23 protein-coding genes are annotated in these 23581 nt (G+C 55.5%); 18 read left to right on the top strand and 5 right to left on the bottom strand.

Annotated features, from left to right (window positions below):
• Positions 1-63: 63 nt before the first annotated feature.
• From uvrD to corA, 3 genes are all read left to right on the top strand, one after another.
• The gene (gene uvrD, locus AM379_RS07055) at positions 64-2226 is read left to right on the top strand and encodes a DNA helicase II (RefSeq protein ID WP_020882882.1); all 2163 of its coding nucleotides are present in this window, start codon (positions 64-66) and stop codon (positions 2224-2226) included.
• Between the two features lie 149 nt (positions 2227-2375).
• A complete protein-coding gene (ysgD, locus tag AM379_RS24250) occupies positions 2376-2432 on the top strand; it encodes a YsgD/CorL family protein (RefSeq protein WP_212743980.1) in 57 nt (18 codons plus the stop codon).
• A 151-nt stretch (positions 2433-2583) separates the two neighbouring features.
• Complete coding sequence (corA, locus tag AM379_RS07045; protein WP_020882881.1) at positions 2584-3534, top strand: magnesium/cobalt transporter CorA; 951 nt, start codon at positions 2584-2586, stop codon at positions 3532-3534.
• A gap of 42 nt (positions 3535-3576) precedes the next feature.
• On the opposite strand, the gene rarD is transcribed toward corA, so the two are convergent.
• Both rarD and yigI read right to left on the bottom strand, forming a co-directional pair.
• Positions 3577-4473: an EamA family transporter RarD gene (gene rarD, locus AM379_RS07040; protein WP_014172130.1), complete on the bottom strand. Its 897-nt coding sequence runs from the start codon at positions 4471-4473 to the stop codon at positions 3577-3579.
• 51 nt (positions 4474-4524) lie between these two features.
• On the bottom strand, positions 4525-4992 hold the full coding sequence (yigI, locus tag AM379_RS07035) for an acyl-CoA thioesterase YigI (RefSeq protein WP_014172129.1): 468 nt from the start codon (positions 4990-4992) through the stop codon (positions 4525-4527).
• A gap of 161 nt (positions 4993-5153) precedes the next feature.
• On the opposite strand from yigI, the gene pldA reads away from it, so the two are divergent.
• From pldA to rhtC, 3 genes are all read left to right on the top strand, one after another.
• A complete protein-coding gene (pldA, locus tag AM379_RS07030) occupies positions 5154-6023 on the top strand; it encodes a phospholipase A (RefSeq protein WP_020882880.1) in 870 nt (289 codons plus the stop codon).
• 90 nt (positions 6024-6113) lie between these two features.
• Positions 6114-7943 (top strand): ATP-dependent DNA helicase RecQ, encoded by a 1830-nt coding sequence (gene recQ, locus AM379_RS07025; RefSeq protein ID WP_025202782.1) that lies wholly within the window; start codon positions 6114-6116, stop codon positions 7941-7943.
• Between the two features lie 61 nt (positions 7944-8004).
• Positions 8005-8625: a threonine export protein RhtC gene (gene rhtC, locus AM379_RS07020; protein WP_014172126.1), complete on the top strand. Its 621-nt coding sequence runs from the start codon at positions 8005-8007 to the stop codon at positions 8623-8625.
• Here rhtC and rhtB read toward each other — a convergent pair.
• On the bottom strand, positions 8622-9242 hold the full coding sequence (gene rhtB / locus AM379_RS07015) for a homoserine/homoserine lactone efflux protein (protein ID WP_032679213.1): 621 nt from the start codon (positions 9240-9242) through the stop codon (positions 8622-8624). The genes rhtC and rhtB overlap by 4 nt on opposite strands.
• Positions 9243-9351: 109 nt before the next feature.
• On the opposite strand from rhtB, the gene pldB reads away from it, so the two are divergent.
• The 3 genes from pldB to AM379_RS07000 all read left to right on the top strand — a co-directional run bounded on the left by pldB (position 9352) and on the right by AM379_RS07000 (position 12159).
• Positions 9352-10344: a lysophospholipase L2 gene (gene pldB / locus AM379_RS07010; RefSeq protein ID WP_020882879.1), complete on the top strand. Its 993-nt coding sequence runs from the start codon at positions 9352-9354 to the stop codon at positions 10342-10344.
• Between the two features lie 32 nt (positions 10345-10376).
• Complete coding sequence (yigL, locus tag AM379_RS07005; protein ID WP_020882878.1) at positions 10377-11177, top strand: sugar/pyridoxal phosphate phosphatase YigL; 801 nt, start codon at positions 10377-10379, stop codon at positions 11175-11177.
• Between the two features lie 82 nt (positions 11178-11259).
• Positions 11260-12159, top strand: coding sequence for a carboxylate/amino acid/amine transporter (locus AM379_RS07000; RefSeq protein ID WP_025202785.1), 900 nt, complete (start codon positions 11260-11262; stop codon positions 12157-12159).
• Here the strand turns inward: AM379_RS07000 and metR are convergent.
• Positions 12047-13000, bottom strand: coding sequence for an HTH-type transcriptional regulator MetR (gene metR / locus AM379_RS06995; protein ID WP_014172120.1), 954 nt, complete (start codon positions 12998-13000; stop codon positions 12047-12049). The genes AM379_RS07000 and metR overlap by 113 nt on opposite strands.
• Before the next feature lie 116 nt (positions 13001-13116).
• Between metR and metE the strand changes: the two genes are divergently transcribed.
• On the top strand, positions 13117-15378 hold the full coding sequence (gene metE / locus AM379_RS06990; protein ID WP_032679212.1) for a 5-methyltetrahydropteroyltriglutamate--homocysteine S-methyltransferase: 2262 nt from the start codon (positions 13117-13119) through the stop codon (positions 15376-15378).
• 45 nt (positions 15379-15423) lie between these two features.
• On the opposite strand, the gene AM379_RS06985 is transcribed toward metE, so the two are convergent.
• Positions 15424-16230: a dienelactone hydrolase family protein gene (locus AM379_RS06985; RefSeq protein WP_032679211.1), complete on the bottom strand. Its 807-nt coding sequence runs from the start codon at positions 16228-16230 to the stop codon at positions 15424-15426.
• A gap of 255 nt (positions 16231-16485) precedes the next feature.
• Here AM379_RS06985 and udp point away from each other — a divergent pair, with 255 nt between their 5' ends.
• The 8 genes from udp to tatC all read left to right on the top strand — a co-directional run bounded on the left by udp (position 16486) and on the right by tatC (position 23570).
• Positions 16486-17247 (top strand): uridine phosphorylase, encoded by a 762-nt coding sequence (gene udp, locus AM379_RS06980; RefSeq protein WP_003860792.1) that lies wholly within the window; start codon positions 16486-16488, stop codon positions 17245-17247.
• A gap of 137 nt (positions 17248-17384) precedes the next feature.
• Positions 17385-18842: a DNA recombination protein RmuC gene (rmuC, locus tag AM379_RS06975; protein WP_032679210.1), complete on the top strand. Its 1458-nt coding sequence runs from the start codon at positions 17385-17387 to the stop codon at positions 18840-18842.
• Between the two features lie 66 nt (positions 18843-18908).
• Positions 18909-19664, top strand: a complete 756-nt coding sequence (gene ubiE, locus AM379_RS06970) for a bifunctional demethylmenaquinone methyltransferase/2-methoxy-6-polyprenyl-1,4-benzoquinol methylase UbiE (RefSeq protein WP_032679209.1) — start codon at positions 18909-18911, stop codon at positions 19662-19664.
• A gap of 13 nt (positions 19665-19677) precedes the next feature.
• Positions 19678-20283 carry a ubiquinone biosynthesis protein UbiJ gene (gene ubiJ, locus AM379_RS06965; RefSeq protein WP_025202788.1) on the top strand — a complete coding sequence of 202 codons (606 nt, stop codon included), beginning with the start codon at positions 19678-19680 and terminating at the stop codon, positions 20281-20283.
• Positions 20280-21920: a ubiquinone biosynthesis regulatory protein kinase UbiB gene (ubiB, locus tag AM379_RS06960; RefSeq protein WP_014172113.1), complete on the top strand. Its 1641-nt coding sequence runs from the start codon at positions 20280-20282 to the stop codon at positions 21918-21920. The genes ubiJ and ubiB overlap by 4 nt, the downstream gene beginning before the upstream one ends.
• A gap of 76 nt (positions 21921-21996) precedes the next feature.
• Positions 21997-22251: a Sec-independent protein translocase subunit TatA gene (tatA, locus tag AM379_RS06955; protein ID WP_020882874.1), complete on the top strand. Its 255-nt coding sequence runs from the start codon at positions 21997-21999 to the stop codon at positions 22249-22251.
• Positions 22252-22254: 3 nt separating this feature from the next.
• Positions 22255-22797 (top strand): Sec-independent protein translocase protein TatB, encoded by a 543-nt coding sequence (gene tatB, locus AM379_RS06950; RefSeq protein WP_032679208.1) that lies wholly within the window; start codon positions 22255-22257, stop codon positions 22795-22797.
• 2 nt (positions 22798-22799) lie between these two features.
• The gene (tatC, locus tag AM379_RS06945) at positions 22800-23570 is read left to right on the top strand and encodes a Sec-independent protein translocase subunit TatC (RefSeq protein WP_014172110.1); all 771 of its coding nucleotides are present in this window, start codon (positions 22800-22802) and stop codon (positions 23568-23570) included.
• Positions 23571-23581 lie beyond the last annotated feature (11 nt).

Raw genomic sequence — 23581 nt, 5'->3', positions numbered from 1 at the left:
TAAATTAACAGGGTTTTGGCGAAGGAATCACATTCGCCTGCCTGACATTACGTGACGGTGCCAATGGACGTTTCTTACCTGCTCGACAGCCTTAATGACAAACAGCGTGACGCGGTTGCCGCTTCGCGCACCAACATGCTGGTGCTGGCTGGGGCGGGCAGTGGTAAGACGCGCGTGCTGGTACACCGTATTGCGTGGCTGCAGAGCGTGGAAAACTGCTCGCCGTACTCCATTATGGCGGTGACGTTTACCAACAAGGCGGCGGCAGAGATGCGCCACCGAATCGCACAGCTGATGGGCACCAGCCAGGGCGGCATGTGGGTGGGTACTTTCCACGGTCTGGCGCATCGCCTGCTGCGGGCGCACCATATGGACGCTAACCTGCCGCAGGATTTCCAGATCCTCGACAGCGAAGATCAGCTGCGTCTGCTGAAGCGTCTTATCAAGGCGATGAATCTCGACGAGAAGCAGTGGCCGCCGCGTCAGGCAATGTGGTACATCAACGGCCAGAAAGACGAAGGGCTGCGTCCGCACCATATTCAGAGCTTCGGCAACCCGGTCGAGCAAACCTGGCAGAACGTTTATAAAGCCTACCAGGAGGCGTGCGATCGCGCAGGTCTGGTGGACTTTGCTGAGCTGCTGCTGCGTGCGCACGAGCTGTGGCTCAACAAACCGCATATCCTGCAGCACTATCGTGAACGCTTCACCAATATTCTGGTGGACGAATTCCAGGATACCAACAACATCCAGTATGCATGGATCCGCCTGCTGGCCGGTGATACCGGCAAGGTGATGATCGTCGGTGATGACGATCAGTCCATCTATGGCTGGCGTGGGGCGCAGGTGGAAAACATTCAGCGCTTCCTCAATGATTTCCCCGGTGCTCAGACCATCCGTCTGGAGCAGAACTACCGTTCGACCAGCAACATTCTGAGCGCCGCCAACGCCCTGATTGAGAACAACAACGGGCGTCTCGGTAAAAAGCTGTGGACCGATGGCGTTGACGGTGAACCGATCTCTATCTACTGCGCATTCAACGAACTTGATGAAGCGCGCTTTGTGGTTAACCGTATTAAAACCTGGCAGGACAACGGTGGCGCGCTGGAGCAGTGTGCCATTCTCTATCGCAGCAACGCCCAGTCGCGCGTGCTGGAAGAGGCGTTGCTGCAGGTGAGTATGCCGTACCGTATTTACGGCGGCATGCGCTTCTTTGAACGTCAGGAGATCAAAGACGCGCTCTCGTATCTGCGTCTGATCGCAAACCGTAATGACGATGCGGCGTTTGAGCGCGTGGTGAACACCCCAACCCGCGGCATCGGTGACCGTACCCTGGACGTGGTGCGCCAGGCCTCCCGCGATCGCCAGCTGACACTCTGGCAGGCGTGCCGCGAGCTGTTGCAGGAGAAAGCGCTCGCCGGACGTGCAGCCAGCGCCTTACAACGCTTCCTGGAGCTGATTGATGCCCTGGCACAGGAAACGGCCGATATGCCTCTGCACGTACAGACCGACCGGGTGATTAAAGACTCCGGTCTGCGCACCATGTATGAGCAGGAGAAAGGCGAAAAGGGCCAGACCCGTATTGAGAACTTAGAGGAACTGGTGACGGCAACGCGCCAGTTCAGCTACAACGAAGAAGACGAAGATTTGATGCCGCTGCAGGCGTTCCTCTCCCACGCGGCGCTGGAAGCGGGTGAAGGGCAGGCAGACACCTGGCAGGATGCGGTTCAACTTATGACCCTGCACTCCGCCAAAGGTCTGGAGTTTCCGCAGGTGTTTATCGTCGGGATGGAAGAGGGGATGTTCCCGAGCCAGATGTCGCTGGATGAAGGTGGGCGTCTGGAGGAGGAGCGTCGTCTGGCCTATGTTGGCGTGACGCGCGCGATGCAAAAGCTGACGTTGACCTATGCCGAAACCCGACGCCTGTACGGTAAAGAGGTGTATCACCGTCCGTCGCGCTTTATCGGCGAACTGCCGGAAGAGTGCGTGGAAGAGGTACGCCTGCGCGCCAGTATCAGCCGCCCGGTCAGCCATCAGCGTATGGGCTCGCCGATTGCTGAAACGGACACCGGCTACAAGCTGGGTCAGCGCGTGCGTCATGCTAAGTTTGGTGAAGGCACCATCGTCAATCTGGAAGGTAGCGGCGAGCACAGCCGCCTGCAGGTGGCGTTCCAGGGGCAAGGTATCAAATGGCTGGTGGCAGCCTACGCCAGGCTGGAAACTGTGTAACTTTCAGAAAAATATCATTATTTTGTAATAATCTGCTAGCCTTATACGTTGAAGGTCAATTAATGCCCTTCAGCGTTCCGTTGCGTGTTGACGCCACTATTACTGCTGGCGTAACATGCGCGCACGATTACGCTAAGAGGACATTCGCCTTGGACACACCCAGTAGATACTGGCTCAATTCCCTGTCATCCAGGAACAACTCCTAAGGCTATCTCCTCTTGCTGATGGCCTTAGTGGTTGTCAGCGACCTGCATTATTCCCGTCGCGCTGAGTCAGGCTGTTTAATGGTCTGAAACCCAATTTGTTTCTGTGTGCCCACCGAACTGTCCGATATTTTTTGCATTGGGAGTCCCGGTCATGTTGAGCGCATTTCAACTCGAAAATAACCGACTGACTCGGCTTGAAGCCGAAGAGTCACAGCCCCTCATTGATGCCGTATGGGTGGATCTGGTCGAGCCGGACGACGATGAGCGCCTTCGCGTACAATCTGAGCTGGGGCAAAGCCTGGCAACCCGCCCGGAACTGGAAGACATCGAAGCATCTGCTCGTTTTTTTGAAGATGAAGACGGTCTGCATATTCACTCCTTCTTCTTCTTTGAAGACGCCGACGATCACGCGGGTAACTCCACCGTGGCGTTTACCATTCGTGACGGTCGCCTGTTTACCCTGCGCGAGCGTGAGCTGCCCGCGTTTCGTCTCTACCGCATGCGCGCCCGTAGCCAGGCGATGGTCGACGGTAATGCCTACGAACTGCTGCTGGACCTGTTTGAAACCAAAATCGAACAGCTGGCGGATGAAATTGAAAACATCTACAGCGACCTGGAAAAGCTGAGCCGCGTCATCATGGAAGGGCATCAGGGCGATGAATACGACGAAGCGCTCTCGACGCTGGCAGAGCTGGAAGATATCGGCTGGAAGGTGCGTTTGTGTCTGATGGATACCCAGCGCGCGCTGAACTTCCTGGTGCGTAAGGCGCGTCTGCCGGGCGGTCAGCTGGAGCAGGCGCGTGAGATCCTGCGCGATATCGAATCCCTGCTGCCGCACAATGAATCGTTGTTCCAGAAGGTCAACTTCCTGATGCAGGCGGCGATGGGCTTTATCAATATCGAGCAGAACCGCATCATCAAGATCTTCTCGGTGGTCTCGGTGGTCTTCCTGCCACCAACGCTGGTGGCCTCGAGCTACGGGATGAACTTTGAGTTTATGCCGGAGCTTAAGTGGAGCTTTGGCTACCCTGGCGCGATTATCTTTATGATCCTCGCCGGGCTGGCGCCGTACCTCTACTTCAAGCGCCGTAACTGGCTGTAAACTTCAGGCGGGTGGCGTTGTGCCAGCCCGCCTCATCACCGCTTACAATCCTTTGCGCGTTCTGCGCTGGGTATAAAGGGCGTCTGCAACAAAAATCGCCAGCGCCACCCAGATAAAGGCAAACGTCACCATCTTATCTGCGCCCGGTACTTCGCCGTAAAACACTACTGCCAGCAGGAACATCAGCGTCGGACCGATGTACTGAAAGAAGCCCAGCGTGGAGAGACGCAGGCGCGTTGCGGCACCGGTGAAGCACAGCAGAGGAATGGTGGTTACCACACCGGCCGCCATCAGCATCAGATTCAACGACAACGGGTTACTGCCCATATGGCTGGTAGCGCTGTCGGCAATACCAAACAGGTAAATCGCAGCGACCGGCAATAGCCACAGGGTTTCAAACAGCATCCCGGTCTGCGCTTCAACGGCTATTTTCTTCCGGACCAGCCCGTAAAACGCAAAGCTGAACGCCAGGCCCAGAGCGATCACGGGCAGCGAACCGAAGGTCCACAGCTGGACCAGCACGCCGCAAAAAGCGAGGATGACCGCCAGCCACTGCATGCGACGGAAACGCTCGCCCAGGAAAATCATGCCCAGAACAATGTTGACCAGGGGATTAATAAAATAGCCCAGGCTCGCTTCGAGCATGTGATGGTTATTGACTGCCCAGATAAAGAGCAGCCAGTTGCCGCCTATCAGCACGGCTGAGAGGGCCAGCAGGAACACCTTTTTCGGCGTTTTCAGCAGCGTTTTGACGCCAGACCACTGACGGCTAACGCTCATCAGTGCGATCATAAAGAAAAACGACCAAATCACACGGTGTGTGAGGATCTCGTCAGCGGGTACGTAAGCGATAAACTTGAAGTACGCCGGTGCGATACCCCAAATAAAATAAGCGGCAAGGGCGAGTAGTACGCCCTGCCGCGTTTGTTTAGCATCCATCGGGATAATCCGTTACAAAAAAGTGAATTAATTTTACCCGATTTTAGGGTTTCAACCCACCATATAAGTGGCAGTTGCGCTGGCGATATAGACCTGCTCTTCGTTATGCAATTCAACGCGGGCGACGGCAACCTTATTCCCGGCGCGCAGCAGGCTGCTGGTGGCGGTAAAACGGTTTCCGCGCCCGGGACGCAGGTAATCGACGCGTAAATCGATGGTGCCCATACGCGACAAACGCTGGCGCAACTCGTCTTCATTGATGGTGTCATGGCGCGTCAGCGTACTGCCCACACAAACCAGGCCCGCTGCCACATCCAGCGCTGAGGCAATCACCCCGCCGTGCAAAATACTCTGCGCCCAGTTGCCTACCATCATCGGCTGGTTGTTGAAGCTGAGCTGGGCAAACGCTTTTTCGTAGCGCTCGAGTTCCAGACCCAGTGCACGGTTAAACGGCATATGGTAAACAAAAATCTCGCCCACGAGTTTTAACGCTTCTTCGGCGGTAAGCATGGCTGACATGAGACATCACATCCTTATTGTTAATAAAATGTTGATTTTATGCTTCAGCAATAAGGAATTCCACTTTCAGAAACGAGGATGCAGCAGTTGTCGCAGAAGTATGTAGAATATCCGCCACATAACAATTCAACTAATTAACTCTTTGCAGGAGAACACCACCGATGCGGACGTATCTGGCCTGGTTACTGGCGGCGGTTGCGCTGCCCCTCACAGCATATGCCCAGGAAGCGACGATTAAAGAAGTTCACGATCAACCTGCCGTGCAGGGCAGCATTATCGCGAACCTTCTTCAGGAACATGATAATCCGTTCACGCTGTATCCGTATGACACCAACTACGTGATATACACGCAGACCAGCGATCTCAACAAAGAGGCGATAAGCTCCTATAACTGGTCCGATAATGCGCGTAAAGACGAAGTGAAGTTCCAGTTAAGTCTCGCGTTCCCGTTCTGGCGCGGCATTCTGGGACCGAATTCGGTGCTCGGCGCCTCTTACACGCAGAAATCCTGGTGGCAGCTTTCCAACAGTGGCGAATCTTCACCGTTCCGTGAAACCAACTATGAGCCGCAGCTGTTCCTCGGTTTTGCGACCGATTATGAATTCGCGGGCTGGACGCTGCGTGACATCGAGGTGGGCTTTAACCACGATTCAAACGGACGCTCCGACCCTACCTCGCGCAGCTGGAACCGTGCCTATACGCGACTGATGGCGCAAAACGGCAACTGGATGGCGGAAGTGAAGCCGTGGTTTGTGGTGGGCGATACCGACGACAACCCGGATATCACCAAATATATGGGTTACTATCAGCTCAAAATCGGCTATCAGTTGGGTGACGCGGTGCTGAGCGCCAAAGGCCAGTACAACTGGAACACCGGTTACGGTGGCGCGGAACTGGGCCTCAGTTATCCGGTGAGCAAGCACGTTCGCCTCTATACTCAGGTTTACAGCGGTTACGGCGAGTCGCTTATCGATTACAACTTCAACCAGACCCGTGTAGGTGTGGGCGTGATGCTGAACGATATTTTCTAGGCAGCTCGAATGTTTTTTCGTTAAACGTTGAAGTTTCTCTCTCAGGCGCTGAAAATAGCGCCTGTTTTATTTCTGGCAAATGGGGTTAACGTGGCGCAGGCGGAAGTATTGAATCAGGAATCGCTGGCTAAACAGGTTTTGCATGAAACCTTTGGCTACCAGCAGTTCCGCCCTGGCCAGGAAACCATCATTGAAACCGTGCTGGAAGGCCGCGATTGTCTGGTGGTCATGCCTACCGGCGGCGGTAAATCCCTCTGCTATCAGGTGCCCGCGCTGGTGCTCAACGGCCTGACGGTCGTGGTATCGCCTCTTATTTCCCTGATGAAAGATCAGGTCGATCAGCTCCTTGCCAACGGCGTGGCGGCGGCCTGTCTTAACTCCAGCCAGACCCGCGAGCAGCAGCAAGAGGTCATGGCCGGTTGCCGTACCGGGCAGGTTCGCCTGCTGTATATCGCGCCGGAACGTCTGATGCTGGATAACTTCCTCGATCATCTGTCGCACTGGAATCCGGTCCTGCTGGCGGTGGATGAAGCCCACTGTATCTCCCAGTGGGGACATGATTTCCGCCCGGAATATGCGGCGCTCGGCCAGCTCCGTCAGCGTTTTCCCGAACTGCCGTTTATGGCACTCACCGCGACGGCAGATGACACCACGCGTCAGGATATCGTCCGGCTGCTGGGGCTGAACGATCCGCTGATTCAGGTCAGCAGCTTCGACCGCCCGAACATCCGCTACATGCTGATGGAAAAATTCAAGCCGCTGGATCAGCTTCTGCGCTACGTGCAGGAGCAGCGCGGGAAGTCCGGCATCATCTACTGCAACAGCCGCGCGAAGGTGGAAGACACGGCCGCGCGCCTGCAGAACCGTGGTTTTAGCGCCGCCGCCTACCATGCCGGGCTGGAAAACGCGGTTCGCGCCGATGTGCAGGAGAAATTCCAGCGCGATGACCTGCAGATTGTGGTGGCGACGGTGGCGTTCGGAATGGGGATCAACAAGCCGAACGTGCGCTTCGTCGTACACTTCGACATTCCGCGCAATATCGAATCGTACTACCAGGAAACTGGCCGCGCCGGGCGTGATGGGCTGCCTGCAGAAGCCATGCTGTTTTACGATCCGGCCGACATGGCGTGGCTGCGCCGTTGTCTGGAAGAGAAACCGCAGGGCCAACTGCAGGATATCGAACGTCACAAGCTCAACGCGATGGGCGCGTTTGCCGAAGCGCAAACCTGCCGCCGTCTGGTGCTGCTCAACTACTTTGGCGAGGGGCGTCAGGAGCCGTGCGGCAACTGCGATATCTGTCTTGACCCACCAAAGCAATACGATGGCCTGATGGATGCGCGCAAAGCGCTCTCGACCATCTATCGTGTGAACCAGCGCTTCGGCATGGGCTACGTGGTGGAAGTGTTGCGTGGGGCGAATAACCAGCGTATCCGCGACATGGGACACGATAAACTGCCCGTCTACGGTATCGGCAAAGACCAGAGTCACGAGCACTGGGTGAGCATCATCCGTCAGCTGATTCACCTGGGCTTTGCCACGCAAAACATTGCCCAACACTCCGCGCTTCAGCTTACCGAAGCGGCACGTCCGGTGCTGCGCGGGGATATCGAACTGAAGCTCGCGGTTCCGCGCGTTGTCGCCCTGAAGCCGCGGGTGATGCAAAAATCGTACGGCGGCAATTACGACCGCAAGCTGTTTGCCAAACTGCGCAAGCTGCGTAAAGCCATTGCTGATGAAGAGAACATTCCGCCCTACGTGGTCTTCAACGATGCGACGCTTATCGAGATGGCAGAGCAGACGCCGCTCAGCGCCAGCGAAATGCTCAGCGTCAACGGTGTTGGCACGCGCAAGCTGGAGCGCTTTGGCAAAGAGTTTATGGCGCTTATCCGCGCTCATGTCGACGGTGACGATGAGGAGTAGTCAGCCAGCCTAAAAAATGTCAGGATGGTGACTCACTTAATTATTTCCCTGCGAGTTAATTATGTTAATGCTATTTCTTACCGTGGCGTTAGTGCACATCGTTGCGCTCATGAGCCCGGGCCCTGACTTTTTCTTCGTGTCGCAAACCGCCGTCAGCCGCTCCCGCAAAGAAGCGATGATGGGGGTGCTGGGTATCACCATGGGCGTTATGGTCTGGGCGGCCGTGGCGCTGCTTGGTCTGAACCTGATTCTGGCGAAGATGGCCTGGTTGCACAACATCATCATGGTTGGCGGGGGGCTTTACCTTTGCTGGATGGGCTACCAGATGCTGCGTGGGGCGTTGAAGAAAGAAGAGAAAAAGCCGGAAGAGCCGAAAGTTGAGCTGGCAACGGGCGGCCGGAGTTTTATTAAAGGGCTGCTCACCAACCTGGCGAACCCAAAAGCGATTATCTATTTCGGCTCCGTGTTCTCCCTGTTTGTGGGTGACAACGTGGGGGCGGGTGCGCGTTGGGGCATTTTCCTGCTGATCGTGGTGGAAACTTTTGCGTGGTTTACCGTGGTTGCCAGCCTGTTTGCCTTACCGGCGATGCGCCGCGGTTACCAGCGTATTGCGAAGTGGATTGACGGCTTCGCCGGCGCGTTGTTCGCCGGCTTTGGCATTCATCTCATTATTTCTCGCTAAGCATGACGCGCTGACGCAAGCAGCGCGCCTACCAGCATAAACAGCGAACCAAAGACTTTGTTCAGGGCCTTCATCTGCTTAGGCCCTTTAATCCACACCGCAATCCGCTGCGCCAGCGTCGCGTAACCAATCATCACGATGATATCGACAACAATGGTGGTCGCACCCAGCACCACGTACTGCATGACCTGTGGCTGATGCGGGACGATAAACTGCGGGAACAGCGCGGCGAGGAAAACAATACTTTTCGGGTTGGTCAGGTTCACAAACACCGCGCGTTTAAACAGGCGCCCGCGTGTTTGCGTCTGGGCGAGCGTATTAAGATCAATTGAGCCTGCCGCACGCCACTGCTGAATACCAAGCCAAATCAGGTACGCGGCACCGGCCCATTTCAGCACGTCAAAGGCCAGTACCGAGCGGGAGAACAGCGTACCCAGACCAATGCCCACCAGCACGATATGAATGCCCAGACCGGTCTGCAAACCGGCAATGGACGCCGCGGCACCGCGATAGCCGTGGTTGATGGAGGTGGTCATGGTGTTAATGGCGCCTGAACCTGGGGAAAGGCTAAGGATGATGGATGTCAGCAGATAAGCGAACCACCACTCGAAGGTCATTTGAAACTCCCGAATTGTCTGTTTTTATGCCACAATACGCTATTGTTACGTCATTTTGTGACCGGTGACGAAAAAACGATATTCCTTGGCTTACGGGGGTGGAAACCCGATGTTTCAGCAGAAAAAGGACTGGGAAACACGAGAAAACGCATTTGCTGCTTTCTCTATGGGGCCGCTGACCGATTTCTGGCGTCAGCGTGAGGAAGATGAGTTTACGGGTGTTGGCGATGTTCCGGTACGCTTTGTGCGTTTCCATGATGAGAAAAACGATCGGGTGATCGTGGTCTGTCCGGGACGTATTGAGAGCTACATCAAATACGCTGAACTGGCCTATGACCTGTTCCATCTGGGCTTCGATGTGTTGATTATCGACCATCGCGGGCAGGGGCTTTCTGGCCGCTTATTGTCGGACACGCATCGCGGTCATGTGGATAACTTCAGCGATTACGTCGACGATCTTGCCGCCTTCTGGCAGCAGGAAGTTCAGCCGGGCCCGTGGCGTAAGCGCTATATTCTGGCGCACTCCATGGGTGGGGCGATTTCGACGCTGTTTTTACAGCGCTATGACCACCAGTGTGATGCCATTGCGCTCACCGCGCCGATGTATGGCATCGTCATGCGTTTTCCGGACTGGATGGTGCGCCATATTCTCGACTGGGCTGAGGGCCATCAGCGCATTCGTGAAGGGTATGCCATCGGGACAGGGCGCTGGCGCGCGCTGCCGTTTGCCCTCAACGTATTGACCCATAGCCGGCAGCGTTATCGCCGTAACCTGCGTTTTTATGCCGATGAACCGCGCCTGCGCGTCGGTGGCCCGACATATCACTGGGTGCGGGAAGGGATCCTTGCCGGTGAACAGGTGCTTGCTGGTGTTGGTAAAGATGATACGCCGACACTTCTGATTCAGGCTGAAGAAGAGCGTGTGGTGGATAACCGCATGCATGACCGCTTTTGTGAACTCCGCGCTGCGGCCGGTCACCCTTGCGAAGGGGGTAAACCGCTGGTCATCAACGGCGCGTACCATGAGATCCTTTTTGAAAAGGACGCTATGCGCTCAGTCGCGCTCAACGCCATTGTTGAATTTTTCGACAGGCATAATTGATTGTTGTTTTACCACCAGAGGTTGAAATCCCTATGTACCAGGTTGTTGCATCTGATTTAGATGGCACGCTGCTTTCGCCCGACCATACCCTGTCGCCTTACGCGAAAGAGACCTTAAAGCTTCTGACCGCCCGCGGAGTGAACTTCGTGTTTGCCACCGGCCGCCACCACGTGGACGTGGGGCAGATCCGCGATAATCTTGAGATCAAATCGTACATGATCACCTCCAACGGTGCGCGCGTGCACGATACCGATGGCAACCTGATCTTTACGCATAACCTGGATCGCGACATTGCCGCCGATCTGTTCGGCGTAGTGCATAACAACCCGGACATTATCACTAACGTTTATCGCGATGACGACTGGTTCATGAATCGCCATCGCCCGGATGAAATGCGTTTCTTCAAGGAAGCGGTATTTAACTATTCCCTGTACGAGCCAGGCCTGCTGGAGCCGGAAGGGATCAGCAAGGTGTTCTTTACCTGCGAAAGCCACGAAGCGTTGTTACCGCTGGAACAGGCGATTAATGCGCGTTGGGGTGACCGCGTCAACGTGAGTTTCTCGACCCTGACCTGTCTGGAAGTTATGGCCGGGGGTGTTTCCAAAGGGCACGCGCTGGAAGCCGTGGCGAAACGTCTTGGCTTCGAACTGAAAGACTGTATCGCCTTCGGTGATGGCATGAACGACGCCGAGATGCTCTCTATGGCGGGCAAAGGCTGCATTATGCAGAATGCACACCAGCGTCTGAAAGACCTGCACCCGGAACTGGAAGTGATTGGGTCTAACGCTGACAACGCGGTACCAAAATACCTGCGCAAACTGTTCCTTGAATAATCTTCATTTGATTGTTTATTGCTCAGTTGTCAACTAAAGAGTTCGCTACAATGCCTGTCCTTCTTTCTGAGAGACAAGCATTGTGGCGCTACTCATTATTACCACTATCCTGTGGGCCTTCTCTTTTAGCCTGATTGGCGAGTACCTCGCCGGGCACGTCGACAGCTACTTCTCGGTGCTGATGCGCGTGGGGCTGGCGGCGCTGGTATTCCTGCCCTTCCTGCGTACACGCGGGCAATCGCTGAAGACCATTTTGCTGTACATGCTGGTGGGGGCGATGCAGCTCGGCATCATGTACCTGTTCAGCTTCCGGGCTTACGTCTACCTGTCTGTCTCTGAATTTCTGCTTTTCACCGTGCTTACGCCGCTCTATATCACGCTGATTTACGATCTACTCAGCAAACGTCGTTTGCGCTGGGGATATCTGTTGAGCGCGGCGCTGGCGGTGATCGGGGCGGCGATTATTCGCTACGACAAAGTGAGCGACCACTTCTGGACCGGGCTGATGTTCGTGCAGCTGGCGAACCTCAGCTTTGCCATCGGTATGGTCGGGTACAAGCGCCTGATGGAAACCCGTCCGATGCCACAGCATAACGCGTTCGCCTGGTTCTATATGGGGGCAGCTATCGTCGCGGTGGCGGCATGGTTTATGCTCGGCAACCCGCAAAAGCTCCCGACGACAAGCCTGCAGTGGGGCGTTCTGGTCTGGCTGGGCGTGGTGGCATCGGGGCTGGGGTACTTCATGTGGAACTACGGCGCTACGCAGGTAGACGCCGGTACGCTGGGGATCATGAACAACGTGCATGTGCCTGCAGGGCTGCTGGTGAACCTTGCCATCTGGCAGCAGCAGCCTCACTGGCCGAGCTTCCTTATTGGGGGAGCAGTGATTCTGGCTTCGCTGTGGGTCCATCGCCGTTGGGTCGCTCCGCGCTCCGCACAAACGGAAGATGATCGCACGCGTGGTTCCGCGCAGAGCGAATAAACGCTTCCGTAATCGGCTGACGCTGCTCGCCATCGCGCACGGCGGCGTACAGCCGGCTCCATAGTCCCTCACCCAGGGTTTTAGTGACAACCAGACCCTGGCGTTCAAAACTCTCCACAACCCAGTGTGGCAGCGCCGCGATGCCCATTCTGGCGGCAACCATCTGAATCAACAGCAGGGTGTTATCCACGCTTTTGAGCTGCGGGCTAATGCCGGCCGGCTGCAGGAAGTGACGCCAGATATCCAGCCGACTGCGCTGTACCGGGTAAATCAGCAGCGTTTCACTGGCTAAATCTTCCGGGGTGATACGCGTTTTACTGGCCAGCGGATGATCCGGAGCCAGCACCAGACGTACCTCATAATCAAACATTGGCGAATAGTGCAGGCCGCTGCGGGGCAGAATGTCTGAGGTCATCACCAGATCCAGTTCGCCCTGCTGGAGCGACGGCTGCGGGTCGAACGTCACGCCGGATTTGAAATCCATCTCCACCTGCGGCCACCTCTGGCGGAAGTTCTCAAGCGCGGGTGTCAGCCATTGAATACAGCTGTGACACTCAATGGCGATACGCAGTCTGGTTTGTTGCGGCTCGTTACAGGACTGCAGCGCGCTGGCTATTTGCGGCAGCACCTGATTAGCCAGCTGCAGCAGGATCTCGCCCTGAGGCGTAAAGCGTAGCGGCTGGCTCTTACGCACAAAAAGACGAAAGCCGAGGCGTTGTTCCAGATCGCTGAACTGGTGAGAAAGGGCGGACTGGGTCTGGTGCAGCGTGGCTGCCGCCGCCGCGAGAGAACCGCAATTTCGCAACGCTTGTAGCGTTTTCAGGTGTTTAATCTCGATCATGAAAGTCCTTCACTTCGCCATGAACATTTTGCGCTTGAGGAATATACAGTAACTGCCAATTATGGATGTGTAAACATCTGGATGGCTAAATACGAAAAATTCACAGGGGACACACCATGACAATTCGCAATCACACTCTCGGTTTCCCTCGCGTTGGCCTTCGCCGCGAGCTGAAAAAAGCGCAGGAAAGTTACTGGGCAGGTACCTCTGGCCGTGAAGAATTGCTGGCAGTGGGCCGCGAACTGCGTGCGCGCCACTGGGAACAGCAAAAGCAGGCGGGCATTGACCTGCTGCCCGTGGGCGATTTCGCCTGGTACGACCATGTTCTGACCACCAGCCTGCTGCTTGGCAACGTGCCGGCTCGTCATCAGAACAAAGATGGATCGGTAGATATCGACACCCTGTTCCGCATTGGCCGTGGTCGTGCGCCAACGGGAGAGCCTGCGGCAGCGGCGGAAATGACCAAGTGGTTCAACACCAACTATCACTATATGGTGCCGGAATTTGTGAAAGGCCAGCAGTTCAAACTGAGCTGGACCCAGTTGCTCGACGAAGTCGATGAAGCGCTGGCGCTGGGCCACCAGGTGAAACCGGTACTGCTGGGGCCGGTAACGTATTTGTGGCTGGGTAAAGTGAAAGGCGAGCAGTTTGACCGTCTCAGCCTGCTGAACGATATTCTGCCGGTCTACAAACAGGTGCTGATTGAACTGGGTAAACGCGGAATTCAGTGGGTGCAAATCGATGAGCCTGCGCTGGTGCTGGAGCTGCCGCAGGCGTGGCTGAAAGCGTTTAAACCCGCTTACGATGCCCTTACTGGTCAGGTGAAGCTATTGCTGACCACCTATTTTGAAGGCGTGACGCCGAACCTGAGTACCATTACTGCGCTGCCGGTTCAGGGTCTTCATGTTGACCTGGTCCACGGCAAAGATGACGTGGCCGAACTGCACAAACGTCTGCCCGAAGAGTGGCTGCTCTCGGCCGGACTGGTGAATGGCCGTAACGTCTGGCGCGCCGATCTGAGCGAGAAATATGCACAGATTAAAGATCTCGTCGGCAAACGTGAGCTGTGGGTGGCCTCCTCCTGCTCTCTGCTGCACAGCCCAATCGATTTGAGTGTGGAAACCCGTCTGGATCCCGAGGTGAAGAGCTGGTTTGCCTTTGCGCTGCAAAAATGTGAAGAGCTGGCGCTGCTGCGTGATGCGTTAAATAGCGGTGACACCACGGCCATTACCGACTGGAGCGCCCCCATTCAGGCGCGTCGTCATTCGGCGCGCGTCCACAACCCGGCGGTCGAAAAACGTCTGGCGACCATTACCGCGCAGGACAGCCAGCGTCAGAGCCCCTATGAAGTGCGTGCCGAAGCCCAGCGTGCCCGTTTCAACCTGCCAGCGTGGCCAACCACCACCATCGGCTCCTTCCCGCAGACGACGGAGATCCGCGGCCTGCGTCTGGATTTCAAAAAAGGCAACCTTGATGCGAATCACTACCGCACCGGCATCGCTGAGCACATCAGACAGGCGATTGTTGAGCAGGAACGTTTAGGTCTGGACGTGCTGGTGCACGGTGAAGCCGAGCGTAACGACATGGTGGAATACTTCGGCGAACATCTGGACGGTTTCGTCTTTACGCAGAACGGTTGGGTGCAGAGCTATGGTTCCCGCTGTGTGAAGCCACCGGTGGTGATTGGTGACGTCAGCCGCCCGCAAGCAATCACCGTAGAGTGGGCAAAATTCGCCCAGTCCCTGACCGACAAACCGGTGAAAGGGATGCTGACCGGCCCGGTGACGATCCTCTGCTGGTCCTTCCCGCGTGAAGATGTGACCCGTGAAACCATCGCCAAACAGATTGCGCTCGCGCTGCGTGATGAAGTGGCCGATCTGGAAGCGGCGGGTATTGGCATCATCCAGATTGATGAACCGGCGCTACGCGAAGGTTTGCCGCTGCGTCGCAGTGACTGGGATGCTTATCTGAAGTGGGGTGTGGAGGCTTTCCGCCTCAACGCCGCGGTCGCGAAAGACGACACGCAGATCCACACCCACATGTGTTACTGCGAATTTAACGACATTATGGATTCGATTGCCGCGCTGGATGCCGACGTGATCACCATCGAAACGTCGCGTTCAGACATGGAACTGCTGGAGTCCTTCGAAGCGTTCGAGTATCCAAACGAAATTGGGCCGGGTGTCTACGACATCCACTCCCCGAACGTACCGAGCGTGGAGTGGATTGAGAGCCTGCTGAAAAAAGCCGCCCAGCGGATCCCGGCTGAGCGCCTGTGGGTCAACCCGGACTGCGGACTGAAAACCCGCGGCTGGCCGGAGACCCGTGCGGCACTCGCGAACATGGTCAGGGCGGCGCAGAATTTGCGTCAGGCCTGATAAATCCGAAGCCCGGCAAGGCGTAGCCGCGACCGGGCTTTTGTTTTACGCTTTTTTCCCGCCGTACTGGCTGAACCATGCCAGCATCCGCTGCCAGCCATCTTTAGCTGATTCCGCGTGATAGCTCGGACGATAGTCGGCATTAAAGGCGTGGCCGGCATCCGGGTAAACGATGATTTCAGCTTTTGCATTGGCTGCGCGGAGCGCATGGCGCATGGTCTCTACCGTATCAAGCGGGATCCCGGTGTCCTGGCCGCCATAAAGCCCTAAGACTGGGGCATTTAACTCGGTGGCGATATCAACGGGATGCTTCGGCGAGTTCAGCGTTTTCTCCCCCACCAGTTTGCCGTACCAGGCAACGGCGGCTTTAAGCTGCGGATTATGTGCGGCATACAGCCAGCTGATACGTCCTCCCCAGCAGAAACCCGTCACCATCAGACGATGTGCGTCGCCGCCATTGCGCGCAGCCCAGCTGGCCACGTGGTCCAGATCGGCCAGTACCTGTGCATCCGGCACTTTGCTGACCAGGTTGCTGAACAGTGTCGGTATATCACTGTAGTCGTTCGGATCGCCCTGACGGAAATAGAGCTCTGGCGCAACGGCCAGATAACCTTCCAGCGCCAGACGGCGGCAAAGGTCGCGAATATGTTCGTGAACGCCGAAAATTTCCTGAACCACAATCACGATGGGCAGCGGGCCGTCGGCCGATTTTGGCCGCGCGTGGTAAGCAGGCATATTCTCCCCCTGCGAGGGGATGGAGGTCTCACCTGCCGTAATGGCCTCTTCAGGTGTTGAGACGATGGTTGATGTATGAGGGGCCGCTGCAGGTGCAAAACCGGTTTTTTCAGTCATGGCATTCTCCGTACCAATGAGTTAGCGCAAAGGTAAATATAGTCACCAGGTTAACAATTCACAGTGCCTTAAACGGTCTATCTTTTGTGCAGCACCTGACGATATAACTTGTTAATGTGATGTGAATCACTATTTCATGGAAATTTACTGCAATCATTTTCATTCATGGTGAGATGTGTCACGTAATTCTGCTTACTGCTTCTGTAAAGTACCTTTTTACTTCTTCTGACTAACCGACCCACAGAGGAGTCACCTATGTCTAAGTCTGATGTTTTTCATCTCGGCCTCACTAAAAACGATTTACAAGGGGCTACGCTGGCTATCGTCCCGGGCGATCCTGAGCGTGTGGAAAAGATCGCCGCGCTGATGGATAAGCCGGTTAAGCTTGCTGCCCATCGTGAATTCACCACCTGGCGCGCTGAGCTGGATGGCAAAGCGGTGATCGTCTGTTCTACCGGTATCGGTGGCCCGTCCACCTCAATTGCTGTTGAAGAGCTGGCGCAGCTGGGCATTCGTACTTTCCTGCGTATCGGGACTACCGGTGCCATTCAGCCGCATATCAACGTTGGCGACGTGCTGGTGACAACCGCTTCCGTGCGTCTGGACGGCGCGAGTCTGCACTTTGCCCCTATGGAATTCCCGGCGGTGGCGGATTTCGAATGCACCACTGCACTGGTTGAAGCCGCGAAATCCGTTGGCGCAACCACCCACGTAGGCGTGACCGCCTCTTCTGATACCTTCTACCCAGGCCAGGAGCGTTATGACACCTTCTCCGGCCGCGTGGTAAGCCGTTTCAAAGGTTCTATGGAAGAGTGGCAGTCTATGGGCGTAATGAACTACGAAATGGAATCTGCAACCTTGCTGACCATGTGCGCAAGCCAGGGTCTGCGTGCCGGTATGGTGGCGGGCGTTATCGTCAACCGTACCCAGCAGGAGATCCCGAACGCGGAAACCATGAAGCAGACCGAAAGTCATGCGGTGAAAATCGTGGTTGAAGCAGCGCGTCGCCTGATCTAATCCCTTCTTATACGAAAAAAGGCCGACCCGTTCGGCCTTTTTTTTGCGTAGCGCCTCGCAGGAAAATCCTTTCAAACTGGACGTTTATACAGCACAATTCTATTTTGTGCAGGTAATACGTTGATGCAGGGGGCATTGTGGATATCTCAATCCTGATTTATGCAGTGATTGCGCTGGTGGGCGTGGGGGCAGGCTGGCTGATTTCCAGCTACCAGCACGCGCAACAAAAGGCCGATCAGCTGGCCGAGCGCGAAGAGATAGTCGCCGATTTAAGCGCGGCAAAACAGCAGGTTGCGCTGAGCGAACACTGGCGTGACGAATGTGAACTGCTCAACAACGAGCTGCGCAATCTTCGCGATATCAACACCTCGCTGGAGGCCGATCTCCGCGAAGTGACTACCCGCCTCGAATCCACCCAGCTGCATGCGGAAGATAAAATCCGCCAGATGATGAACAGCGAGCAACGCCTCAGCGAGCAGTTCGAGAACCTCGCGAACCGCATTTTTGAACACAGCAACCGCCGCGTAGACGAACAAAACCGCCAAAGCCTGAATAGCCTGCTAACGCCCCTGCGTGAACAGCTGGACGGCTTTCGTCGTCAGGTACAGGACAGCTTTGGGCAGGAGGCTCGCGAGCGGCACACGCTGGCGCATGAAATTCGTAATCTTCAGCAGCTGAATGCGCAAATGGCGCAGGAAGCGGTCAACCTGACCCGTGCGCTGAAGGGCGATAACAAAACCCAGGGCAACTGGGGAGAAGTGGTGCTGACCCGCGTGCTGGAGGCCTCTGGCCTGCGGGAAGGGTATGAATACGAAACGCAGGTGAGTATCGAGAACGATGCCCGCTCGCGTATGCAGCCTGATGTGATTGTGCGGCTGCCGCAGGGCAAAGATGTGGTGATAGACGCCAAAATGACGCTGGTGGCTTATGAGCGCTATTTCAATGCGGAAGATGACTACACTCGCGAGTCGGCGTTGCAGGAGCACATCGCCTCCGTGCGTAACCACATTCGTCTGCTGGGCAGAAAAGACTACCAGCAGTTACCCGGCCTGCGCTCGCTGGATTACGTCCTGATGTTTATTCCGGTTGAACCCGCGTTCTTGCTGGCGCTCGACAGACAGCCTGAACTGATTACCGAAGCCCTAAAAAATAACATTATGCTGGTGAGCCCCACCACGCTGCTGGTGGCATTGCGCACCATTGCCAACCTGTGGCGCTATGAACATCAGAGCCGCAATGCGCAGCAGATTGCCGATCGCGCCAGCAAGCTTTACGACAAAATGCGCCTCTTTGTGGATGATATGTCCTCGGTTGGGCAAAGCCTTGACCGCGCCCAGGATAACTATCGCCAGGCGATGAAAAAACTCTCTTCCGGGCGTGGCAACTTACTGGCGCAGGCCGAAGCGTTTCGTTCCCTGGGTGTGGAGGTGAAGCGCGAGATTAATCCGGAATTAGTTGAGCAGGCCACCGCCCAGGATGAAGAGTTTCGCCTGCGCGAAGGCGCTGGCGAACAAAAGACAAGCAGTGAAGACAATACGTTAGCGACAGATTTAACGTCAGACGAGCGTCCGGCACGTTTCTTTCGCGAAGGTTGAAACGTAGGGCAAACGCGCCCAATCTGTTACACTTCACGAACATTTTACTGATAAGCAGGCTCTGAGATGGTTGACGATTCACAAGACACGACGCACTTTGGCTTTCAGACTGTCGCCAAAGCGCAGAAAGCTGATATGGTGGCCCACGTATTTCATTCCGTGGCGGCGAAGTACGATGTGATGAATGACTTGATGTCGTTCGGCATTCATCGCTTGTGGAAGCGCTTCACCATCGACTGTAGCGGTGTGCGTCGTGGACAAACGGTACTGGATTTAGCCGGCGGTACAGGCGATTTGACAGCAAAATTCTCCCGTCTGGTGGGCGAAACCGGTCACGTTGTTCTGGCAGATATTAACGACTCAATGCTCAAAATGGGACGTGAGAAGCTGCGTAACATCGGCGTGGTAGGTAATGTCGAGTATGTGCAGGCGAACGCCGAAGCGCTGCCTTTCCCGGATAATACCTTTGACTGCATCACTATCTCCTTCGGCCTGCGTAACGTCACCGATAAAGAAAAAGCGCTGCGCTCCATGTACCGCGTGCTAAAGCCGGGTGGACGCCTGCTGGTGCTCGAATTCTCCAAACCGATTCTTGAGCCGTTAAGCAAAGCTTACGACGCTTACTCATTCCATGTGCTGCCGCGCATTGGTGAGCTGGTGGCAAACGACGCGGAAAGCTACCGGTACCTGGCGGAATCTATCCGTATGCACCCGGATCAGGACACCTTAAAGGCCATGATGCAGGATGCGGAATTCGAGAACGTTGAGTATTTCAACATGACGGCAGGTGTCGTCGCGCTGCATCGCGGTTATAAGTTCTGAGTGGAGGTTTCCCGTGCCCTTTAAACCCTTAGTCACCGCAGGCATCGAGAATGTCCTGAATGCCTTTCTTTACCGCGCACCGGCGCTAAAAGCCGCACGTCAGCGGCTTAACGGCAAGGTGCTGCGTGTTGTTCTGAAAGAGTTCTCGACGCCGCTTGTGCTGGTTTTCAGTGAACGCCAGCTTGACGTTCTGGGTGAGTGGGAAGGTGAAGCCGACTGCTCCGTGATTACGCACATGAGCGTGCTGCCAAAATTACGTGACCGTCAGCAGCTTACGGCGCTTATCCGCAGCGGTGAGCTGGAAGTGGAAGGCGACATTCAGGTCGTACAGAATTTCGTTGCGCTCAGCGATCTGGCCGAGTTTGACCCGGCAGAGCTGCTTGCGCCTTTCATTGGCGACATTGCTGCCGAAGGGATCGGTAAAGCCATTCATGGCGGTACGTCTTTTCTTCGCAAGAGTCTGCAACGGCAGCAACGCTATGCGGCGGAAGTGCTGACTGAAGAGTGGCGTATGGCCCCTGGCGCGCTTGAAGTTGCATGGTTTGCGGAAGAGACCGCAGCGGTTGAACGCGCGGTGGATGCCTTAACCAAACGGCTGGAAAAACTGGAGGGCAAATGACGCCTGGTGAAATTCGGCGCCTCTATTTTATCGTCCACACCTTTTTGAGTTACGGGCTCGACGAGCTTATCCCCAAAATGCGTATCACGCTGCTGCTTCGCATCTGGCGGCGGATGTTGTTCTGGATGCCTAATCGCCATAAAGATCAGCCGCTGGGTGAACGTCTTCGCCTGGCGCTCCAGGAGCTGGGCCCGGTATGGATTAAGTTCGGGCAAATGCTCTCGACTCGCCGCGATCTTTTCCCGCCGCAGATTGCCGATGAACTGGCACTGCTGCAGGACCGCGTTGCACCGTTTGACGGTGTGAGAGCGAAAAAACAGATCGAAGAGGCGATGGGCAATATTCCTGTCGAGACCTGGTTTGACGATTTCGAAATAGAACCTCTTGCTTCAGCCTCTATCGCCCAGGTGCATACAGCACGTCTGAAAGAGAACGGCAAAGAGGTGGTTATCAAAGTGATCCGCCCGGACATCCTGCCGGTAATCCGAGCGGACATGAAGCTTATCTATCGGCTTGCACGCTGGGTTCCGCGCCTGCTCCCCGACGGACGCCGTCTGCGCCCAATGGAAGTTGTACGGGAGTATGAAAAAACGCTGATTGATGAATTAAACCTGCTGCGTGAATCGGCAAATGCCATCCAGCTGCGCCGGAACTTTGAAAACAGCCCGATGCTCTATGTGCCGGAAGTGTATTCGGACTACTGCAGCCAGAACATGATGGTAATGGAGCGGATTTACGGTATTCCGGTCTCGGATGTGGCAGCCCTGGAAAAGCAGGGAACCAACATGAAGCTGCTGGCCGAGCGTGGTGTACAGGTCTTCTTTACCCAGGTATTCCGCGACAGCTTTTTCCACGCGGACATGCACCCGGGGAATATCTTCGTCAGTTATGAGCACCCGGAAGACCCGAAATATATCGGTATTGACTGCGGTATTGTGGGCTCGCTGAACAAAGAAGATAAGCGCTATCTCGCTGAGAACTTTATTGCCTTCTTTAACCGTGATTACCGCAAGGTGGCCGAGCTGCACGTTGATTCTGGCTGGGTTCCGCCGGACACCAACGTCGAAGAATTTGAGTTTGCTATCCGTACCGTCTGCGAGCCGATTTTTGAAAAGCCGCTGGCAGAAATTTCCTTCGGACACGTATTGCTGAACCTGTTTAACACGGCACGCCGCTTCAACATGGAAGTGCAGCCACAGTTAGTTTTACTTCAGAAAACATTACTTTACGTTGAAGGTGTAGGTCGACAGCTCTATCCTCAGTTAGACTTATGGAAGACTGCGAAACCTTTCCTTGAATCCTGGATTAAGGATCAGGTGGGCATTCCGGCGCTGGTGCGCTCTATTAAAGAGAAAGGCCCGTTCTGGATAGAAAAAATGCCTGATATTCCTGAACTGATTTACGACAGTTTGCGTCAGAGCAAGAACCTTCAGCACAGCATGGATAAAATCGCCCGCGAGCTTCAGTCCAGCCGTGTTCGACAGGGGCAGTCGCGCTATCTCTTTGGCATTGGAGCAACGCTGCTGCTGAGTGGTACGCTGTTGCTGATCACTCGCCCTGACTGGCAGATGATGCCCGCCTGGCTGATGGCTGGCGGTGTTGTGGTCTGGCTCGCCGGCTGGAGAAAAACGCGCTGATTTTGCGTCGCTATCGACGGGTCGCCTACGTATAATGCGACCTGACTCATTAATCATCTATCCCTGAGGTACATGTATGGGTGGTATCAGTATCTGGCAATTGTTGATCATTGCCGTCATCGTCGTGCTGCTGTTTGGCACGAAAAAGCTCGGTTCTATCGGCTCCGATCTGGGCGCGTCTATCAAAGGCTTCAAGAAAGCGATGAGCGATGATGAGAGCAAGCAGGATAAAACCAGCCAGGATGCTGACTTTACTGCTAAATCCATCTCCGACAAGCAGGAAGAGGCGAAAAAAGAAGACGCTAAACGCCACGATAAAGAGCAGGTGTAATTCGTGTTCGACATTGGTTTTAGTGAGCTGCTGCTGGTCTTTGTGATTGGCCTGATAGTGTTAGGACCCCAGCGTCTGCCGGTGGCGGTGAAAACCGTTGTGGGCTGGGTACGCGCGCTGAGATCGCTGGCTTCGACCGTACAAAATGAGCTGGCGCAGGAACTTAAGCTGCAGGAGTTTCAGGAAAGCCTGAAAAAGGTGGAAAAGGCGAGCATGGATAACCTGACGCCTGAACTGAAAGCCTCAATGGATGAACTGCGTGAAGCGGCAGAATCCATGAAGCGCTCCTACAGCGTCAACGATCCTGAAAAGGCGAGCGATGAAGCCAACACCATCCACAACCCGGTGGTGAAGGACAGCGAAGCGCAGCGCGAGGGCGTTACGCCTGCCAGCGCGGAGCATCAGGCTACCGCGCCTGAACAAACGCCGCAGGAATCTGAACCGAAAAAACAGACGCAGCCGGAAGCACCGGTGGTAAAAGCGGCTGACGTTAAGCCCGCCGCGCCTGTTTCCGAATCATCCCCCTCGTCGAGTGATAAAGCGTAAACATGGCAGTAGATGATACCCAACCGCTGATTACGCACCTCATAGAGCTGCGTAAGCGCCTGTTAAACTGCATTATCGCGGTTTTCCTCATTTTCTTATGCCTGGTCTATTTCGCCAATGATATCTACCAGGTTGTCTCTGCGCCGCTGATCAAGCAGATGCCGCTGGGGGCAACGATGATCGCAACCGACGTTGCATCACCGTTCTTTACCCCTATTAAGCTCACCTTCTGGGTATCGCTGATTGCCTCTGCGCCGGTCATTCTATATCAGGTGTGGGCGTTTGTGGCGCCAGCGCTGTACAAGCATGAACGCAAGCTGGTGATCCCGCTGCTGGTATCCAGCTCGCTGCTGTTCTATATCGGCATGGCGTTCGCCTACTTTGTTGTCTTCCCGCTGGCCTTTGGCTTCCTGACGCATACCGCGCCGGAAGGGGTTCAGGTGTCGACGGATATCGCCAGCTACCTCAGCTTTGTGATGGCGCTGTTTATGGCGTTCGGCGTGGCATTCGAAGTGCCGGTAGCCATTGTGCTGCTTTGCTGGGTAGGAGTGACGACCCCTGATGACCTGCGTAAGAAGCGCCCGTATATCCTGGTCGGCGCGTTTGTGGTTGGCATGCTGCTCACACCACCTGACGTCTTCTCACAAACGCTGCTGGCAATACCGATGTATTGTCTGTTTGAAGTTGGCGTATTCTTCTCGCGTTTCTACGTGGGAAAAGGGCGTCGGTCGGATGACGAAGACGATACGTCGGAAAAGACCACTGAAGAGTAAAACCAGCCGCC

The organism is Enterobacter cloacae complex sp. FDA-CDC-AR_0132 (assembly GCF_003010695.1).
Classification (GTDB): Bacteria; Pseudomonadota; Gammaproteobacteria; order Enterobacterales; family Enterobacteriaceae; genus Enterobacter; species Enterobacter ludwigii.
The sequence above is the reverse complement of the archived record's forward strand: the minus strand, read 5'-3'. Positions and strand labels throughout refer to the sequence as shown.